The following is an 18,718-nucleotide window of genomic DNA, read 5'->3' as shown; positions in this document are numbered from 1 at the left end:
GCTTCAAATACTCCCTTTACGGAAATTTTGCTGTAACCATTCTTTTAACTTACGGGAAACTTCCAGCGGATTATCTAAGCTGCTGAGGTGTCCTGCATCTTTGATTACCGTCAAATGAGAATTAGGAATTTCCCGGACTATTTCATTACTCATTTCAACAGGACAGACACTGTCTTCTTCTCCAACCATTACACTCACAGGGCATCCAATCATTGGTAACACCTCAAATGCATCAGGACGGTGCATCAATGCTGTCATCTGTCTTTCCATGGCAGCCGGTCCGACTTCCTCTGCCATATCAATTACTGTTTGAGTCAGGGGCGTCCCCTGATGAGCCGGTCGAATCAAACCAGGCATCAGATAATCCTTTGTTATACTTATAAAATTACCTTCTTTACTCATCTGGATAAATTGATGCCATGCTTCCATTTGCGCTTTTGCAGGGGGTCTGGGATTGGTATCCAGCAAAGCCAGCTGTGTGACCCGTTCCGGTGCTTGTCTCATCATTTCGATTGCAACCATACCACCCAGTGATAAACCGGCAAGTGCAAAGCGTTCAGGCGCCTTTTTCAACACACTGGACGCCATCCCTTCGATCGTATTGTTCTGTGTTAAATCTCCAACTGTGATAGATGCTATATCTGCTAAATACGCTATCTGATGCTCCCATAATTTTTCGTTACAAAGTGTACCAGGCAGCAATAGAAGTGGAATTTTATTATTTCGCTTCAAATAACTTATCTTTTCCAAGGCTAAATCACCCTTTATAATAATTTACCAGTTGGTCTGCCTGACTTGCACAGGTACATTCAAAATTACTTACCAGTCCGACAGGCTCTCACTCAGAATAAATGGTTACGCTTTTGTTTATTTCTGACCCATTTTTAATTTTTTTGCCATTTCTTCTTCAAGCTGACTAAAATTTTCTGGAGGGATCATTTTACCCTTATCATCTACACGGAAATCATATTCTTCCCCTTTTTTCACTACCTTTGGATCCCAAATTGGATCTGGACGATCAAAGACCTCGTGCTGCTCTAATATAGAAAATAGCCAGGAATCTTCATCGGCAATATTTTCAAATCCTCTATACATGTAAGGAGGTAAAGAAATCATATCCCATGGCTTTAAAATCGTTTCTCCTTCAATTTCATCGGCACTGTTTCCCCAATAAAAACGCCATTCTCCAGTTAAAACAAAAAATGTTTCAATATATTCATGTGTATGATATGCAGGACCGTTGCCTTTAGGAGCCTTTACCATACCAATTTGAAAGCCATGCGGCTCCGTAATTACCGGGTTGTAATTTTCATTTTCACTTGCTGTATCACCGATTAAAGCATAATTAAGCCGGTTATGTCCCGGGATGATACTATCGATAAACATTAGCGGGATAGCTTTATCTTTTATTTCATTAAAACGGACAACCCAATCTCTTTCGATAATTTCTTTTGTGTAATTTGTTTTTTTCGTACTCATTTATTTTTTTCCTCCTTGAATGCTGTATTTTAATAAAATGAATTGGTTTTCTTTAAACCAGCTCTATTGCCGTTTTCTTTTGAACGCGGATAAATGATGTCCTTCTAACCCTTCTATTTCAGACTGCCTGCTTGCATGCCTGGCCAGATAATTCACTCCATCACCTGTTATTTCCTGGAAGGTTGCTACTTTCACGTAACTTCCCACCCACAGACCGCCTGTATATCTTCCACCCCGATTGGTAGGCAGCGTATGGTTGGTTCCTGAGACTTTATCAGAGAAAACAACAGAACTATTTTCACCAATAAACAGAGAACCATAGTTATCTATTTTTCCTGCGATATCTTTACTATTTTTTAAATGTAAATGAAGGTGTTCACCAGCGATTTCATTACAGAAGTCAATTCCTTCGTCAACCGAGTTAACGATAATTACTTCTCCCATCCGCTCCCACGATTCATGAGCAGGAGAGGTTTCATTAAACTGCTCTAACAAGGACGTTACTTCTTCAATCGTCTTTTCCGCTTGTTCCTTTGAGGTACTGATTAGAATAGCTCTGGCATTCGGATCATGCTCTGCTTGTGCCAATAAATCTGCAGCAACTAAATCCGGTTTCGAATCTTCATCAGCAAATACAACTACTTCACTTGGACCGGCAACCAAATCGATACCAACCTCTCCAAATACCTGCCTCTTTGCTTCCGCTACAAATCGATTGCCCGGCCCGGAAATCACATCCACCTGCGGAACAGTTTCTGTACCGTATGCCATCGCTCCAATAGCCTGCGCACCACCAATCGCATAAATCTCACTTACCCCAGATTTCGTTAATCCATATATAACTGCCGGATGAATACTGCCTTTATAGTTAGCCGGACTACAGGCAATTATTTTCTTTACTCCGGCAACTTTAGCTGGAGCTGCCGCCATGGGACCGCTTGAAAGCAATGGGAAGCGCCCGCCAGGGACATACGTTCCAACGGTTTCAACCGGGATGATCTTGTGACCCAGGCGGATTCCTTCTCCAAATTCGTTATCCAATGGTAACAGACAGTCTAATTGCGCCTGCGCAAAACTAGAAACACGCTCTACAACATTGTCTATCAATTGTTTTTCTTCATCTGTTAATGTTTCAATTGCACTTTCAATCTCTTCCTTACTCAACCGAATCGAAGTCCTATCCGACTTGCCAAATTTTTTCTCATACTTCTTTACTGCTTCATCCCCATGTGAACGGATATCTATTAAAATATCCTTTACAGTTTGTTCTGTTTCTTCTGATGTTTCTGTTTTTTTATAATTTGACTTTTTAATGTATTCCACAACACTTCTCCTCTGCACTTGTTTTTTTACAACAATGTGTTTTTGTTACACGATGACTTATTTAATCGCTCCTGCACTCATGCCTTTTACAAATTGTTTACGCACAATAAGCATAAAGATAATCGTAGGAATAACATAGATTATTCCAGCTGCAGCCATCTCATTCCAAATAACTCCATTTTCTCCAACAAAGTAGGATAGAGCTACAGGAAGTGTAACTGCTTCTTGACTTGTAAGAATGAGAGCAAACATAAATTCATTCCATACAACAACAAAACAGAATACAGTAGCTGTTATAATCCCTGGTTTCGCCATTGGCAACACAATATTCCATATAATCCTTAACCTGCTTGCACCATCGATTGCTCCCGCTTCTTCCATATCTTTTGGAATACTATCCATAAATCCTTTAATCAGCCATATCGCATATGGAATGGTATGCCCCAGATTAACAATAATCAGTGCTATTGTCGTATCCAATAGTCCCCAATTCCGAAATGCAGAAAAGAATGGAATGACATTGACAATTAGCGGAATAAATTGGGTTGCTAAGATTGCAAACATGAGCAGTGTTTTTCCTGGTATTTTAAATCTGGATATACTGTATGCTGCTAAAATACTCACTGGTAAGGTGATAATGAGGGTGAAAAATACTACAATTAAGCTGTTCATATAATAGTTTTCAAAATTATAGGCTGAGCTGAATATTCTGCGGAAATTATCTAACGTCGGCTCAAAAATAACACTTATTGAATATACATCCTCCCCAGACTTAAATGCGGTCAACAGAATCCACAGAATTGGAAAAAAGAGAAAAGTAACAACTAATAATACACCTATCAATTCAAAAACAGAGTAAATTACTTTTTTTCTTTTTACGGTATTCATTAGTTCCAATCATCTCCTTTGACCAATTTCCTCATGTATACTAATACAAATGCTACTGTAATAATCGCTAAGATATATCCCAGAGCTGCTCCATAACCCATGTCAAAGTATCTAAAGGAGGTGTTATATACCAAGAAGTTTAATACTTCTGTTGAATTTCCCGGTCCTCCACTGGTCAGTGTGACAATCGGATCAAACTGTTTTAATGCAAACATCGTCATCAATATTGTTGCGATCAGAACGATTGGCTGAATCATTGGTAAGGTTATGCGAAAAAAAGTTTGAAAACCATTCGCACCATCCATTTTCGCTGCTTCATATACTTCTTTTGGCAGCCCCATTATTCCGCTTATAAACATTAAAGACATAAACGGAAGCCAAATCCAGACCGCAACAGAGATAAGCGCAATCATTGCAGTCACCGCGTTACCTAACCAGACAACATCAGCTAATGGAGGAATGAAAAAACCAATTATCGCAGAAAATACTCCATAATCGGGATTTAGCATAAACCTCCAGGAATAACCTACGAGAGCAGGACTTAAAGCAAATGGAATAATCAACACTGCCCGCAAATATGAAATGTAAGGTTTTTCCTTACTTAATAGAAGTGCCACCAAAATAGCACAAACAATTGTCGCCACTACAGTAGCAACAGTAAATATCAATGTTACCCATGCACTATTCCAAAAATTCGCGTCACTGAAGGCTCTCACATAATTATCAAAACCGATAAACGAGCCGATTTCAAGACTTTCTGTCAGGTTCCATTCATGAAGACTGATCCAAAGGGATCTGGCTAATGGAAAAATAGTAATTGCACCCATAATAAGCAACGCAGGAGCTAATAAAATGTATTTGAAAAATCTATTTTCCATCCTTCTCCTCCCACTAATACGCACTTTCCTTCGTATTAAAATCTTTTTAGCTTTTTTATAATTCGTGTTCAAAAAGTCCGATAAAAAGGATCAGTCGGTTAAGAATGCGACGTCCTGGGGTTGGCGATTTCTACGTTGCCCACACGACGTGGGCGTTCTTAGTAGAAGTTCCTTTTCCCGCCGTGTCATTTTTGTTGGGCTTTTTGAACATCCTCTTATATTATTCCTGTAATAATTGTTCTACTTCAGCTGCTGCTGCATCTAATTCGCTTTGCACATCCTCACCAGTAGCCATATTAGATATCGCCCTGCTTAAAATATCTGATATTTGCGGCCACTGCGGTATGGTAGGGAATGTTCTCGCATTCTCAAAGCTGTCTCCGCCAATATTAAATAAACCATCTCCAAGTTCATTTAATTCTTCATCTCTCAGATTTTCCAGCTGTACGATATCTGTAGAAAATTGGTCCGCCGGTACTTCTTCATTCAAAGAGTCCATAACAATACTTTTTTCACTTTCCGGATTGCTGAGCCATTCCATGAATTCCCAGGCAGCCTCTTTGTTTTTCGAGCTTTCCATCATCGCAAGCGGGAATGTAGATACGCTCGCAACTTGTTCCCCGCCTTCCCATGTCGGAACAGTAGTAAAGCCTACATTACCTTGTACTTCCTCTGCTGATGAATCACTTGCATTAAAATCAGAGTACACCCACCACCAGCCAATCCACATTGCTGATCTGCCTTGCTTAAAGTGTGTTCTTGATTCTTGTTCCGCAAAGGACACAGCCCCCTCTGGAGCAAGACCTTCCGTTAACAAACCAATATATTTTTCTGTTGCTTCCACTCCTTCAGAGGTATTAAAAACAGGGTTATTATTTTCATCTAAAATTTCAGCGCCATTTCCCCATAAATAGGTTGCCCATATTGCCAAGTTCTGTCCGTTGTTTCCTGCCTGGTAGTATGGTGTTATAGCTGATTTATCCGTTTCTGCTGTGATTGTTTCGCCCACTTCCTCCAGTTCTTCCCAAGTAGTTGGCGGTTCAAGTCCTAAATCTTCAAATACATCTTCTCGATAAAATAATACTTGTGCATTCGCACGTAATGGCAAGCTATAAATCTTATCATCATAAGTTGATAACTCTACAATCGATTCTGGAAAGCGGTCAAAAAAATCATCATCCGCATAATTATTTAATGGCTCTAAGAACTGAGAAATAGAAGGTCCCATTACATCTAAGTGCGTAACTACATCAAAGGATGCATCCCCGGAGATTCCTTCAGCTGTTATCCGGTCCAGCAAATTATCATATGGAATACCAATAAACTCGACTTCAATTCCAGTTTCCTCGGTAAACTGTTCACTGCGTGCCTCCCATGCATTAAACTGTCCGATGTTTCCTTCCGTAACAGCGACTGTTACTGTCTGATCTTCTAAATCTGCACCACCGTCACTACCATTATTACAAGCTGCGAGCACGGCAATGAATCCAATCAGCATGATTGCCAAAATACTTTTCTTCAAACGAATCACCTCATATGTTTAATGTTGACTATCTTCCGTTTTAAATCATATATGAAACGTTGTTAACTTCTCTGTTCAGGATACACCTGTAAAGTTTCCATCATCATATCCCTGGTTATCATTTTCACTTCCTCCGTCAGCTTCACTAACGGTATAGATTTGACGAAGCACTTCCATCCCGTCAAAAAGCATCCATTCCTCCTGGATTTTTTCATTTCTTACTTTGAAATGATTCATTCCATGGATTTCAATTGGCTTTCCACTTGGAGTACCAAAATATCCAATCCCACTGTGTAAACCTTGAATCCTCCATCGGACAGCAACATCCCAGTCCTTTTCATTATCTCTCTTATTACAGGTTACTCTTTCTAAGATAACCTTAGAGTTCGGAACAGAAGCAAATAGATTAATAAACATCCCCTGTATTTCGTTGTGACCAATCATATCTTTATTACATACATAATGAATGACAGCATTTTCATCATAAAATTCTTTGACTTTATTAATAGAACGTCTATCCCATACTTGATTAAAAAGCATTAACATAAAGTCTCCAATTTCAAATTCTTCATATCTCGGTTTATATGCTTTCGGCTGTAATCCTGCCTCAGCAGATTGCGCAATATTAAATTGAAGAGCCGGAGCAAGTTTGCTCGTTTGTTTTGCCGTTCGTTTGGCAATCTCCACCGGATCGAATCCAAGCTGCTGCACCAGATGATACGTATCCATTACCAGCCATTCTTCATATATTTTATTTTCATGTATCAGACAATCCGCTGTCGTCCGAAAAACCACTTTCTTTCCAGTAGCCGGACCGTATAAGGTATCACCTAAATTTGTCCCTATGGACCTTCCCCGATGTGAGGTAAAAAAGCCTTCCTTATCATTACCTGACCATACAATGCTCCAGCCTAGTCCTGTACGATCCGGGAAGGACTGTAAGGTTTGCAGCGTTCCAGCGACCACCTCATTGACACCATGACTGTTGATAAGCCCACGATGCACCTGAACACCATGACTATACGTATCATAAATTAAACCGATATCTTTCTCTTTCCAAATTTGCCGTGTTATTCTGATAATGTAGTCGATAATATTATGATAGTCCCCAAATCCCTCCATGCTTTGTTTTCTTATATTTTTTGTGTCTATGTTTAAATAGTCATCATCATCCTTTGAGTCGACCATATTTACTTCTGCACTATCTGCATAGTATACAAGCTTGGAAAGGTCATTCTGCTTATTTTCATTCTGATCTCCAGTTACTTTGCCAGGCCTCGATTTTTCCAATGGGGCTGTCGTTTCTTCCTTATTAGTCAATGTATTATTATCTTTTGTATCCTTCATTTAAAATCTTCCTTTCTACAGATAAATTAAAAGAAAATCATTTTGTTGATACACCAATTTGACGTTATACAGGCAGAGTTAATCCAGGTTAATTACTCCCAGCTTTAATTCAGACATTTCATCCATGGAGAATCTGATCCCTTCACGCCCTGTCCCGCTATTTTTCACTCCTCCATATGGCATGTGATCTACTCTGTAAGACGGAATATCATTAATAATGACTCCCCCAACTTCTAACTCGTCCACTGCTTGAAAGGCTTTCTGAAGCGAATCGGTAAATACCCCTGCCTGCAGACCATATTGTGAATCATTTACCAATTGAACCGCCTCTTCCCATGTGTCGTATTTATTGATCACTACTACAGGAGCGAAAGCCTCTTCTTTTGATACAGATAAATCTGAATCTACATTTGTTAAGATGGTAGGTTTAATTACAGAACCTGACCTTTTTCCACCACGATATATATTTTCAACCCTGGCTTCTTTTATCCACTGTTCTACTCTCTCTGCTTCTTTATCATGAATAAGCGCAGAGACAACCGTATCCTCTTCTAATGGATCACCTACTTTAATATTTTCCACCTCTTTAGCAAACGCTTCCAAAAATGAATCATATAAATCCGCTTGGACATAGATTCGCTGGACAGAAATACAAGTTTGACCAGAGTAAGCAAAAGCCCCCTGAACACATTTTGAAGCTGCTGAACGGATGTCGTCTGTGTTATCAATCACTACTGCAGAGTTTGATCCTAATTCCAACGTCACTTTCTTTAGACCTGCTTTTTCTCGTATTCCTTTACCTACAGGCACACTTCCTGTAAAAGTAACCATTTTAATATCTTCATGAGTTACCAGGAAATCCCCAATTATCTTCCCGGATCCAAAAATAAGATTGAGTGCTCCTTTCGGCAGCCCTGCTTCTTCAAAAATTCTTGCTGTCATAATGGCGCTTAAAGGTGTCTGAGAAGCCGGTTTTAGAACAACGGTGTTCCCCATGGCAAATGCAGGACCTAATTTATGGGCTACAAGATTAAATGGAAAATTAAATGGTGTAATTGCTGCAATTACTCCCAAAGGCTCTTTTTTAGTAAATCCAAATCTGCCAGATCCATTTTTAGCAGCATCCATCGGAATAATTTCTCCAGCAATTTTTTTGGCTTCATCTGCTGCAAATTTATAAGTTTCAATTGTTCGTTGAACCTCTCCTCTTGCTGCCTGTATCGGTTTTGCATTTTCCCATGCTACTATCTCAGCACATTCTTCCAGTCTTTCAGTAAAAATAGCAGATACCTTTTCTAAGATATTTGATCTCTCTAACAGTGAAAGTTTTCTCATACTGCCGGCAGCAGCTTTAGCACTCTTAACGGCTTTTTCAGCGATTTCTTCATCAGCCAGAGGTATTTGAGCAATTACACGTTTACTGTAAGGAGCTATCAAATCATAATGCTCCGTTCCTTCTTCCCACTTGCCATCTATAAAGAATTGATATAGTTTAACTTCCATGCCTTTCACCTTCCTCCCTCATAAGCATCCTCATAAATACCAAGAATCTGTTCTACATTCAATCGATAAGGTGTATTCGCCAACAACCTTTTAACCTGTGACGCCTGCTCAGCCAGTTTAGGCAGGTCCGCTTTTCCCACCCCTAATTCCTTCAAAGAAGTCGGTAAATTTAAATCCTTCAGCAGCTGTAGTAAGTAATTGACCACAGCTTCCAGCGCCTGATGTTTAGCGTTTGTAAAATTGCCGATCTCTACGAAGGAAGCAACTCTAACCATATCGTCCGTACATGTTTTTCCAATTACTTTAAAGACAAAAGGCATTAACAACGCATTTGCCACGCCATGCTCGATATGATACGTTCCTCCTAATGGGTAAGCCATTGCATGAACAGCTCCTACACCTGCGTTCGCTAATGAGACACCGCCCAATAGGCTCGCCCAGCTCATACCTGTTCGGGCTTCTACATTATTGCCGTTATGTACAGCATTCGTAATATGCTCTGCAAATAACTTCATGGATTTTTCAGAATAAATCCGTGTCTGCTCTGTCGCATTGATAGATATATACGATTCAATTGCATGTGTAAAAGCATCTACTCCGGAAGCCGCTGTTACTCTTGGCGGACAGGAAACAGTTAGTTCAGGATCTACGATAGCGATATCAGGTAATAAAGCAGGACTGACGATTCCTCTTTTCACCCCTTCTTCTTCGTCTCCAAAAATTGCATTTTTTGTTACTTCTGCACCCGTTCCAGATGTTGTCGGTAAAAGGACACAAGGCACTGTTCGATTTTCGATTGTTTTCTTTCCGCTAAAGTAATTTTCCAGATCATTCTTATCCTGCAAGGCAGCACTCGCCTTTGCGACATCCAATGCACTTCCCCCACCAATCCCAATGACAAAATCAGCTTTAGATTGGTTTAGTGTTTTTATTGTGTCTTCAACGAGCGAAAAGGTCGGCTCTCCTGCAATATCTGTCATTGTCTCTATTGGAATGTCACACGTCTTCAATACTTCCTTCAATTCAGCTACTAATCCAGCTTTTTCGACTCCTTTATCACTGATAATAAATAGTTTGGAAGGATTTTTTGATAGCACCTCGTCCTTTATAGATGCTAAAGCACCTTCCCCGAAGCGAATAACGCCTGGTATTTGAAAATCATTAAAATTGATAATACTTTTTTCACCCTTATTCTTACTTATCACTACTTTCAACCTTCTTTCTGCTTTTTATTGAATCCGCATTCAAAAATTACCAAACAGTCCATCCTCCGTCCACAATCAGTGTTTGACCCGTTACCATATCTGCCGCATTTGATGTCAGAAATACAAATGCACCAAACAAATCTTCTTCTTTTGCTAACCTACCTAAAGGGATACGGCTTAGCACATCTTTTTTAAAATCTTCATCATCCAGCATCTTTCTTGTCATTGGTGTTTCAATAAAAGTTGGTGCTACAGCATTGACATTTATATTATACGGGGCCCACTCAATCGCCAGGGATTTTGTCAATTGAGTGATTGCCCCTTTACTGGAAGCGTAAGCAGATCGTTTATAATATCCTACAAAAGCCATTTGTGAAGAAACATTGATTATTTTTCCCTGCGCAGCAGCTTTCATATATTTTCCTGCAGCCTTGGTGATGAAAAATACGCTTTTTACATTTATATCGATAACCTGATCCCAATCTTCTTCTGTCACTTCTTCAATCGGCTTTGGGATATTCATTCCAGCATTATTAATCAATATATCTATCTTTCCAAAATGCTTATATACCTTCTCGATGACGTTTGGAATTTCATCAATATCTGTTAAATCAACTGCAATCGGCAGAGCTTTCTGACCTAATTTTTCAATCTCTTTGGTAATCTCCATCAATTCCTCTTCATTCCTTGCCATTAAAGCAACATCAGCTCCATTTTGCGCTAATAACAAAGCAATACTTCTTCCAATTCCCTTGCTTGCCCCTGTAACAATTGCTATTTTACCAGATAAATTAAACAGCTCAGATGCTTTATATCCAGCCATCTTTCTACCTCCTGAAATATTCGTATACTATTGATTATTAACACCTGTTGTTTTACGAATAATTAGTTCCGGCTCCAAAGTAATTTTATTCGGCTCATCATTTGAATCATCACTATTAATAAGTGATAATAACTTTTGCAATGTCAGTACAGCCATTTCTCGTTTTCTTTGGGAGATTGTACTCAAGCTAATATAAGGATTACTCGCAATCTCAATGTCATCAAAACCAATAACAGAAACATCAAACGGAATATGCCTTCCACTTCTCGCTGCTGCATCCATGATAGCCAATGCCATTTGGTCCGTCGAAGCAAAAAATGCAGTCGGCCTATCTTCGTCCCTCATTAGATTTAGTGCAAACTGAAATACTTGATCGTAACTTACTTCTCCTTTATAAATAAGCGATTCATCGTACTCCAAGCCATTGTCCTGAACAGCTTCTTTATATCCTTCAAAACGTTGATAAAAAGTAGAATATATGGTAGGCCCCGAAATAAATGCAATTTTTCTATGCTTGTTTTCAACCAGATGATTAACTGCCATTTTAGCTCCTAATTTGTTGTCCACTTCTACATAATGACTTTCTTCAATACCATAAATCCGTCGATTATAAAAAATAATAGGAAATCCTTTGTCATAGAATTCTTTTACCTTCTGATTATCCATCCGGGTAGAGGCAACAATGATTCCATCCACTCTTTTTCCATTAAGTGTGGAAATCGCCCTCTCAAAACTATTTTCATCTGTTTCTGCATCAATAATAATCACTTCATAATCATATTTCTGAGCTTCCCTCAAAATAATATGCGCTGTTTCCGCATAAAACGAGTTAGAAATATCTTCTACAATCAGTCCAATTGTATTTGTTTTCTTGCTCGCCAGACTTCTGGCAATTTCATCTGGTGAAAAACCTAAAGTATTGATCGCATCATGTACTCTTTGTCTCGTTTCTTTTCTTACATGCGGGTAATTATTAAGAACTCTTGAAACGGTACTCTGTGAAACTTTTGCTAATTTTGCTACATCGTAGGCACTCACTCTTCCTTTCAAAATATCATTTCACCTCTTGTGAATGCGGATTCAATTTATTGAAAGCGGATTCATGTAATTTGATTTATTATAATTTATCACATGTTTCTGATTATTGCAACATGTTTTTTTATAATTTATTCTTACTGGAGAATATTAATTTTGCATTTTTCACTATACACAAAATCTGGTGTCCATCCACCTATAGATATCCTATAAGTGCGTGTTCAAAAAGTGCCAAATTAGATCTTGAAGGTCAAGGCAATATGATTTTACGAACGGCCCTTCACAGAAGTTGCCAACACGACATGGACGAACTTAGTAGAAGTTCATTGCCTCGCCGCTTAGCATTTGTGGACTTTTTGAACATCCTCTATAAGATAATTTTTGTTTCGCCAACTACTTCCCCAGCATCACTCCGTACCTTAGAAGATTGTAGCTCATATTTCACTACCTGCTTCACTTTCTATGATACCATTATTTGAAACACTAAAAAAAGAAGCCTTATTACATTTGTTTATTCTGTCCGGCCTTAAAAACGTCAACAAGCCAAAAACATCCTTATCGCCCGGCATCATGCGAGCAATAGGATGTTTTTATTTATTTTGGCGCCAATTCATATGCAGATCGAATTGCTGCAATCATACTTTTTTCATCAGCAATATTTTTCCCTGCAATATCAAACGCTGTACCGTGATCGACAGAGGTACGAACAATACCGCCTTTTAAGCCTACTGTTATATTGACGCCTTCTTCTATTCCCATTACTTTAATCGGAGCATGCCCCTGGTCATGGTAGCAGGCAACAACCATATCAAAATCTCCGCGGCCAGCTCTGAAGAATAATGTATCTGCTGGAAGCGGGCCAGTCACGTCGATTCCCTCTTCTTTTGCACGCTGAATACCTGGCTCCAGCTTTTCTTCCTCTTCTCCATTGCCAAATAACCCATTCTCACCTGCATGTGGATTAATGCCGCATACGGCAATTCGAGGATTCTCCATTCCGGCATTACGCAAAGTATCATATGCCAGTTTGACCACCTTATACGTTCTTTCAGGTGTAATACTTTCAATTGCTTTAATTAATCCCATATGAGTTGTTAAATGAATCACCCGCAAATTAGGCGTTGTCAGCATCATAGAGAAATCCTCTGTCTCTGTTAAATCTGCCAAGATTTCAGTATGACCTGGATACAGATGTCCTCCCTTGTGGAGGGCTTCTTTGTTTAATGGCGCTGTACAAATAGACTGAATGCGTTTTTCTTTTGCAAGTTCAACTGCTTTCGCTAAATATTGATAAGCAGCATCTCCGGCATCTGCTAATACTTTTCCAAAAGGCAGATCAGAGGACAATAAATGTAAATCAATCACATCGATGGTGCCATGCATAAAATTGGCTTGCTCTGGTCCTTCTACACTTTTAATTTTCAGGTTTGATTTAACAATTGGTAAAACTCTTTCAAGAATTTTCTTATCTCCAATTACAACAGGGCGGCAATTCTCATATATTTCTTCATGGTTCAATGCTTTCACAATGATTTCCGGTCCGACGCCCGCAGCATCCCCCATTGTAATTCCAATAATTGGTTTTTGTTTCATTTTTTATGCTCCCTTCAATTTCTTACTGGCATCAATTAAGACATCCTCTTGACCGAATCCACCAGCCTTCGTTATTGCAAATAAGTTTTCTATCCCAATAAAGCTTGAGATGGGTACACCGACCTCCAGCTCATCGTAAAGTGTAAATCCAGTAATATTCCAATGCTCACAAATTTTCTTTGCAGTATCTCCGCCAGTCATAATAATCCCTTGAAACATATTCTCATTTAACAGTTGAGCAGCAACTGCACCAATCATCCTGACAATCTCTCTGCTTGTTTCAGTAAAATTATAACCATTTTTTTCACCAATTTTCCGTGCATAATCAATATCATCACGCTCACCAGAAGAATATAGAACAATGTCGTGTCCAGTTGCCACTTGTTTTTTAACTTCATTATAAACACGTTGCTCTTCTTCTTTTCTCTCGGTCAAAGAAGAAACAGCTTTATACGAATCAATTTTTATCGGATATGCACTCTGATTAACGAGCAGCTTCTTTAACTGATTTCGAGAATGAACGTTGACACTTCCTACGACTGTTAAGATTGGCTTATGTTGATTAACTATCTGATAAGTCTGTTCCTTCGCCTCTAATCCAAAATAAGCAGGTAAATAATTTGCTAATCCTGCTGATCCCACTAAACCGATAGACGCAGATATTTTTTTTACCTCTGATAGAAATAATTGCAGATCTTCCTCTGTTTCGGAATCAACAATAATATACGTAATTCCCTGTGCTTTTAAAGTATATAACTTCTCAATAAACCTTTCCGAAGAGCGTAATTCTGCAAGGCTGATTAACCCAGTCTCTTCGCCAATTTGTTTCTCCAGCAACGCAGGCAGGTAAGATTCTGTAACAGGTGTTACCGGATCAAGTGAAATTTCTGTCTCTCCCAAAAGCTTTCCATTCAAATAATGATAGCCATCAATGACTTTGCGGTTATTTGACGGATATCCGGGAGCAATAAAGATAAAATCGGCTTGAAGCTCCTGCTGCATTCCCGCTAATTCTGCACCAATACTGCCTCTCATGGTTGAATCAATCTTTTTATAAATATTATTCATTCCTTCATCTAATAAGAAACGAGTAACCTTAGCCACTATTTTCTTTGCCTCAGCCGGAGCTATCGCTCTACTATCCGTATCAAATACAATTGCCTCATTACTCTGGATATTATCTTTATCCATTTTAAAAAACACAGATGTTTGCAGACCATATTTCGCCAGTTGAACACCGCTATCATTCGCACCTGTCAAATCATCTGCAATTATTGCTAAATTCATCATACTTCTCCTTCCATCATTAAAAAAGCCATAGATTTATGGCTTTTTTAATTGTTTACATCGTCGGGTTTATCTCTTTAATTGGTTTACCCGTTTTCTTCTCTAAACGTTTTGCCAATACACCGATAAATATTGGTAATAATATCGCTGTTGTCACAACGCTCGCTGCCACTTGAACTGTTGCCAATTCTGCGACAGGCATAAAGGACGCATTCGCAGCTGCAATAGCCATTGGTGTTCCAACGGCATTTCCCGCCGTTGATCCTTCTGAGGCTCCGACAATCGGATTCCAGCCAATCCATTTAAAGATAAGATACCCGATTCCTCCAGTGAGTAATACTGTTATTACCCCTAATAATACACCACTCAATCCGCCTTTAATAATGGCAGTAAAATTAATACTCATACCTAATGAAAAAGCAAAGAATGGAACTAATTTATCGCTTCCTTTATAGAGAAAGTCTCCCATTTCCTTGTCTAGGTTACCAATAGCAATACCTACCGCTAACGGAAGTAATACTGCAATAAAGTCAGTTGGTGAGAACATCCCTTCAGCGAATCCCATCGTTCCAAAAATAGCTAAGGCAACCATGGTTAAGAATGGACCATCACTTAAAGCTAAGAATGGATAGGCTGCCTTATCGTCTTCTTTCCCATATTGACCTGCAAAAGCAATATAAAGCCCTCCATTTGAGTTGGTCATAGCTGCAACAATAGCGATTGGGGCAAGCCCTAAAAATAAACCATTAGAGTCAGCCAAAATAATAGCGATTAAACCGATTACTGCCCCAATTCCCCATTTAAACGTTAATAACGTCACACCTTTTTTAACAGATGTTCCTGCCGTTTTAAACGTAATCTGCGTACCGGCAATTAAGAGAAATAAAGAAATAAGCGCGCTGGAGCTGTCAACAAATAATGCCTCCGTAAAACCGCCAATTCTTAATATATTTGGAAAGAATGTATTGATAGTTGCAGCCAATAATAATGGTACAACCATCATTCCACCAGGAATACGATCTAAGGTTGCTTTAATTTTCATTACTATCTCCCCCACATTTTTATAAAGCGTTTTCAATAATCGCTCTATTACTAGATTAGACGAAATTGATTTATAATGCAACACATAAATATAAATTAAATAAAATAGTTTAATATTGCAACACAATCATTACTATCCCTTCTTTCAATGAAAAAAGCCTATCAATACCTTATATGATGGCATTCATAGACTTCTTACAATCACTCTTTTAATTTTCTCCATAATGTAGCACGATTAATTCCTAATCGTTTTGCCGCTTTCGTTTGATTGTTATCCTCTTCCCGCAAAACCTGTGCAATAATCGTCGCTTCCATTTCTTTCAAGGTTCCATTAATCGGGAATGTCTGAGGTAATTGACTTTGTTCTGATACGGTTGCAAGTGTTTTTTTATGAAGGATGTAGTCCTTTTCATTTAACGTAGCTTGTTTCATTAAATCTCTCAGACTATCTACATGATTTTGATAGGATAATCCTTTTAAATAGGCAAGAGCTTCCTCTGAAATTTTCATCGCAGTAGTTCCGTATTTTTGATGATAGTCAGCTAAAAAGTAAACAGCCAGCTCCTGTAAATCCTCTATCCTTTCAACAAGCTTTGGAAGATGAATCTGGTGAAGCTTTTCATGTTCAACAGTCTCATGCGGCCAGCTATGCTCCGAAGTAATAAACAGCTGTACATTATTCTGTTCACACAGATTTTTTATATCTCTAATCCATCCGAGCATTTCCTGGTCAGGGATCACATTGTACAAAATCAAACATTTTGGTTTCAAGGAAAATAAATCATTTGCTTTTTTCATATTACATAAAGCAGCGTCAATTTCCATTACTAAATCATTTGGTGCGATGTTGATATGAACCTGTGTCGCCAAGAATTTTTTTCCTGTGCCTTTCTCCCCCGTTATTAAAATGGGTTTATTTTTTTTATATAAAGCAATCATCGTTTTCATATGCTTTTTTATTTGTTCAGATTGACTGGCAACAGGCTCCTTCTGCAGTTCTGATTTCAGTCTAATCCCTTGCTCTTGAAGCCTATTTAAAGAGTATTTTTCTAAAAAGTACAGTTTAAATTGCTCTTTCCCCCGATACCCTGTAATACGTATCTGCTCCTCACCATATGGATAATACTTCGTCAATCGATGTTTTTCCGATTGCATAGAGCTGTTCAGCACATACCAATCCTGCTGAGATAACGGATTATCAGCAAAATCTTCAAAATGCTTATATACCACTTCATTAAACTGGTTAAATACAATGATATTCCGATGCTCTGTAACTAGTAATTCTTCAAATAAGGTTTTAAGGTGTGTTTGCTTTTGCAGCTGTTCTGCTAAAAAGGCAGCTTCTTCGATTGCCCGGATGATAGACTCTTTTCCTGATTGCAGCAGCATCCCTCTCAAACCAATCGCTTCAGAAGTCTTAACTGTAATGACATCTCCAAGAATATGGTAATATCCCTCTTCCTTTAAATGCAGTAATAAGGGAGCTACCTCTTCTGATCTGGTGACAGTAAAAACCTTTAATGGTAAGTTCAATAGTTCAATAATAGAGCTGGCACCCGTTGTAATATTAGAAAAACCAACCACGGCTGTTTTCTCTTGAATTTGACTAGCTAATGTTAAAGAGCGTGTTAAGTCATAACCAGATAAGTGGATGTCTACAACAGGAATCGTCACGTGCTCCTTTAAAATTCTAGCCGTTCCTCCCCGGCTGATAAATATATCAACAGCTTCATTTTCTTTTTGTACCGCTGCCTTCACCCCCTCCTGCAAATCTCCAACAGAATAGGTGATGTTAATATCTGAAAACATTTGCTGACATTCTTCTATAATAGGAATCATTGCTTGATAAGGGGCAATAATATGAAAATGTAACATAATCTTCTCCATTCATTAATCAATTCATGTCATTATTGAATCATATTCCGAAGAAAAAAGGTAGTCATATAAACTGCTTCAATAACTATTTGAAGTATATATCCATCGAAAGCTTTTCATCCTTCTGCAATCCTAATTCTTTAAACCGCCGCTTTATAATGGTATTTCTCCCACATTTAAAGACTTCACTGCCAATACCGAATGGATGCACCTTTCAACCCAAAACACTTCTTACCCCTTCCACCTTATCCTTATCAACCCTCTCCTCAAAAGACCGATTCCTTCTAACCCCACTCCCAAAATGATATTCATCCGCTTGAATCACATTATGTAAAGCCCGTATATTATCAACACCCAATCCGCTTCCCGGCAAGATGCCTGGTCCTTGCAATTTATGCTGTAATTGAACAAGCGCCCTTAAAGCATCCACTCCTCCCGCACAATCATCTGCACCGCCAGAAGTTAAAATCCTTTGAATATTTTTCTGGTAAGCCGCTAAAGTATGATAGGCCTCTGTCTGATCCCTAACCTCATCAAAAGCACGATGAAATGTAACATTCAAACGAGGAAATTCCCTGAATAAATCATCGAGAAACACGGTATCTATCGTTTTATTTTCGTTCAATGCCCCAATAACAATCCGATTATGCCCCATTTCATCTAGTAAAGAAATATCCTTCTTCATAACCTCTTTATCATCTGAAGTATATATAAATCCATAATCATGCGGTCTGATCATTACCTGCACAGGTATCTGAACGCTGTCCAATACACTTTTGACCGTTCCATAAGTTGGTGTCAACCCGCCTAATTGGATGGCTGAAACCAATTCTAACCTTGTTACTCCCAGTTTTTCAGCATTCTTTGCATCTTCTGCATTTTGGACAATACATTCAATCATTCCAAAGCTCCTTTCGAT

16 protein-coding genes are annotated in these 18,718 nt (G+C 38.7%); all 16 read right to left on the bottom strand.

Annotation, left to right across the window (positions count from 1 at the left end):
- Positions 1-3 precede the first annotated feature (3 nt).
- The 16 genes from FLK20_RS13890 to FLK20_RS13815 all read right to left on the bottom strand — a co-directional run bounded on the left by FLK20_RS13890 (position 4) and on the right by FLK20_RS13815 (position 18,700).
- Positions 4-750 carry an alpha/beta fold hydrolase gene (locus FLK20_RS13890; protein WP_152657194.1) on the bottom strand — a complete coding sequence of 249 codons (747 nt, stop codon included), beginning with the start codon at positions 748-750 and terminating at the stop codon, positions 4-6.
- Positions 751-867: 117 nt separating this feature from the next.
- The gene (locus FLK20_RS13885; RefSeq protein WP_152657193.1) at positions 868-1,479 is read right to left on the bottom strand and encodes a cupin domain-containing protein; all 612 of its coding nucleotides are present in this window, start codon (positions 1,477-1,479) and stop codon (positions 868-870) included.
- 63 nt (positions 1,480-1,542) lie between these two features.
- On the bottom strand, positions 1,543-2,802 hold the full coding sequence (hisD, locus tag FLK20_RS13880) for a histidinol dehydrogenase (protein WP_152657192.1): 1,260 nt from the start codon (positions 2,800-2,802) through the stop codon (positions 1,543-1,545).
- Positions 2,803-2,859: 57 nt separating this feature from the next.
- Positions 2,860-3,690 carry a carbohydrate ABC transporter permease gene (locus tag FLK20_RS13875; RefSeq protein ID WP_152657191.1) on the bottom strand — a complete coding sequence of 277 codons (831 nt, stop codon included), beginning with the start codon at positions 3,688-3,690 and terminating at the stop codon, positions 2,860-2,862.
- Complete coding sequence (locus FLK20_RS13870) at positions 3,690-4,568, bottom strand: carbohydrate ABC transporter permease (protein ID WP_152657190.1); 879 nt, start codon at positions 4,566-4,568, stop codon at positions 3,690-3,692. The genes FLK20_RS13875 and FLK20_RS13870 overlap by 1 nt, the downstream gene beginning before the upstream one ends.
- A 220-nt stretch (positions 4,569-4,788) precedes the next feature.
- Positions 4,789-6,099: an ABC transporter substrate-binding protein gene (locus FLK20_RS13865; RefSeq protein ID WP_227995057.1), complete on the bottom strand. Its 1,311-nt coding sequence runs from the start codon at positions 6,097-6,099 to the stop codon at positions 4,789-4,791.
- 66 nt (positions 6,100-6,165) lie between these two features.
- Complete coding sequence (locus FLK20_RS13860; protein ID WP_152657188.1) at positions 6,166-7,437, bottom strand: ester cyclase; 1,272 nt, start codon at positions 7,435-7,437, stop codon at positions 6,166-6,168.
- Between the two features lie 78 nt (positions 7,438-7,515).
- Positions 7,516-8,940 carry an aldehyde dehydrogenase family protein gene (locus FLK20_RS13855; protein WP_152657187.1) on the bottom strand — a complete coding sequence of 475 codons (1,425 nt, stop codon included), beginning with the start codon at positions 8,938-8,940 and terminating at the stop codon, positions 7,516-7,518.
- 5 nt (positions 8,941-8,945) lie between these two features.
- Positions 8,946-10,145 (bottom strand): iron-containing alcohol dehydrogenase, encoded by a 1,200-nt coding sequence (locus tag FLK20_RS13850; RefSeq protein ID WP_227995055.1) that lies wholly within the window; start codon positions 10,143-10,145, stop codon positions 8,946-8,948.
- A gap of 46 nt (positions 10,146-10,191) precedes the next feature.
- Entirely contained in the window at positions 10,192-10,968 is a 777-nt protein-coding gene (locus tag FLK20_RS13845) for an SDR family NAD(P)-dependent oxidoreductase (protein ID WP_152657185.1), read from the bottom strand.
- Between the two features lie 27 nt (positions 10,969-10,995).
- Positions 10,996-12,018 (bottom strand): LacI family DNA-binding transcriptional regulator, encoded by a 1,023-nt coding sequence (locus FLK20_RS13840; protein WP_152657184.1) that lies wholly within the window; start codon positions 12,016-12,018, stop codon positions 10,996-10,998.
- 579 nt (positions 12,019-12,597) lie between these two features.
- Positions 12,598-13,596, bottom strand: a complete 999-nt coding sequence (pdxA, locus tag FLK20_RS13835; RefSeq protein WP_152657183.1) for a 4-hydroxythreonine-4-phosphate dehydrogenase PdxA — start codon at positions 13,594-13,596, stop codon at positions 12,598-12,600.
- Positions 13,597-13,599: 3 nt separating this feature from the next.
- Positions 13,600-14,883 (bottom strand): four-carbon acid sugar kinase family protein, encoded by a 1,284-nt coding sequence (locus tag FLK20_RS13830; protein WP_152657182.1) that lies wholly within the window; start codon positions 14,881-14,883, stop codon positions 13,600-13,602.
- A 55-nt stretch (positions 14,884-14,938) separates the two neighbouring features.
- Positions 14,939-15,925, bottom strand: coding sequence for a 2-keto-3-deoxygluconate permease (locus FLK20_RS13825; RefSeq protein WP_152657181.1), 987 nt, complete (start codon positions 15,923-15,925; stop codon positions 14,939-14,941).
- Between the two features lie 200 nt (positions 15,926-16,125).
- Positions 16,126-17,799, bottom strand: coding sequence for a sigma-54-dependent Fis family transcriptional regulator (locus FLK20_RS13820; protein WP_194165630.1), 1,674 nt, complete (start codon positions 17,797-17,799; stop codon positions 16,126-16,128).
- Between the two features lie 214 nt (positions 17,800-18,013).
- A complete protein-coding gene (locus FLK20_RS13815) occupies positions 18,014-18,700 on the bottom strand; it encodes a copper homeostasis protein CutC (protein WP_152657179.1) in 687 nt (228 codons plus the stop codon).
- Positions 18,701-18,718 lie beyond the last annotated feature (18 nt).

The organism is Oceanobacillus sp. CFH 90083 (genome assembly GCF_009389585.1).
Lineage (GTDB): Bacteria > Bacillota > Bacilli > Bacillales > Amphibacillaceae > Oceanobacillus.
The sequence above is the reverse complement of the archived record's forward strand: the minus strand, read 5'-3'. Positions and strand labels throughout refer to the sequence as shown.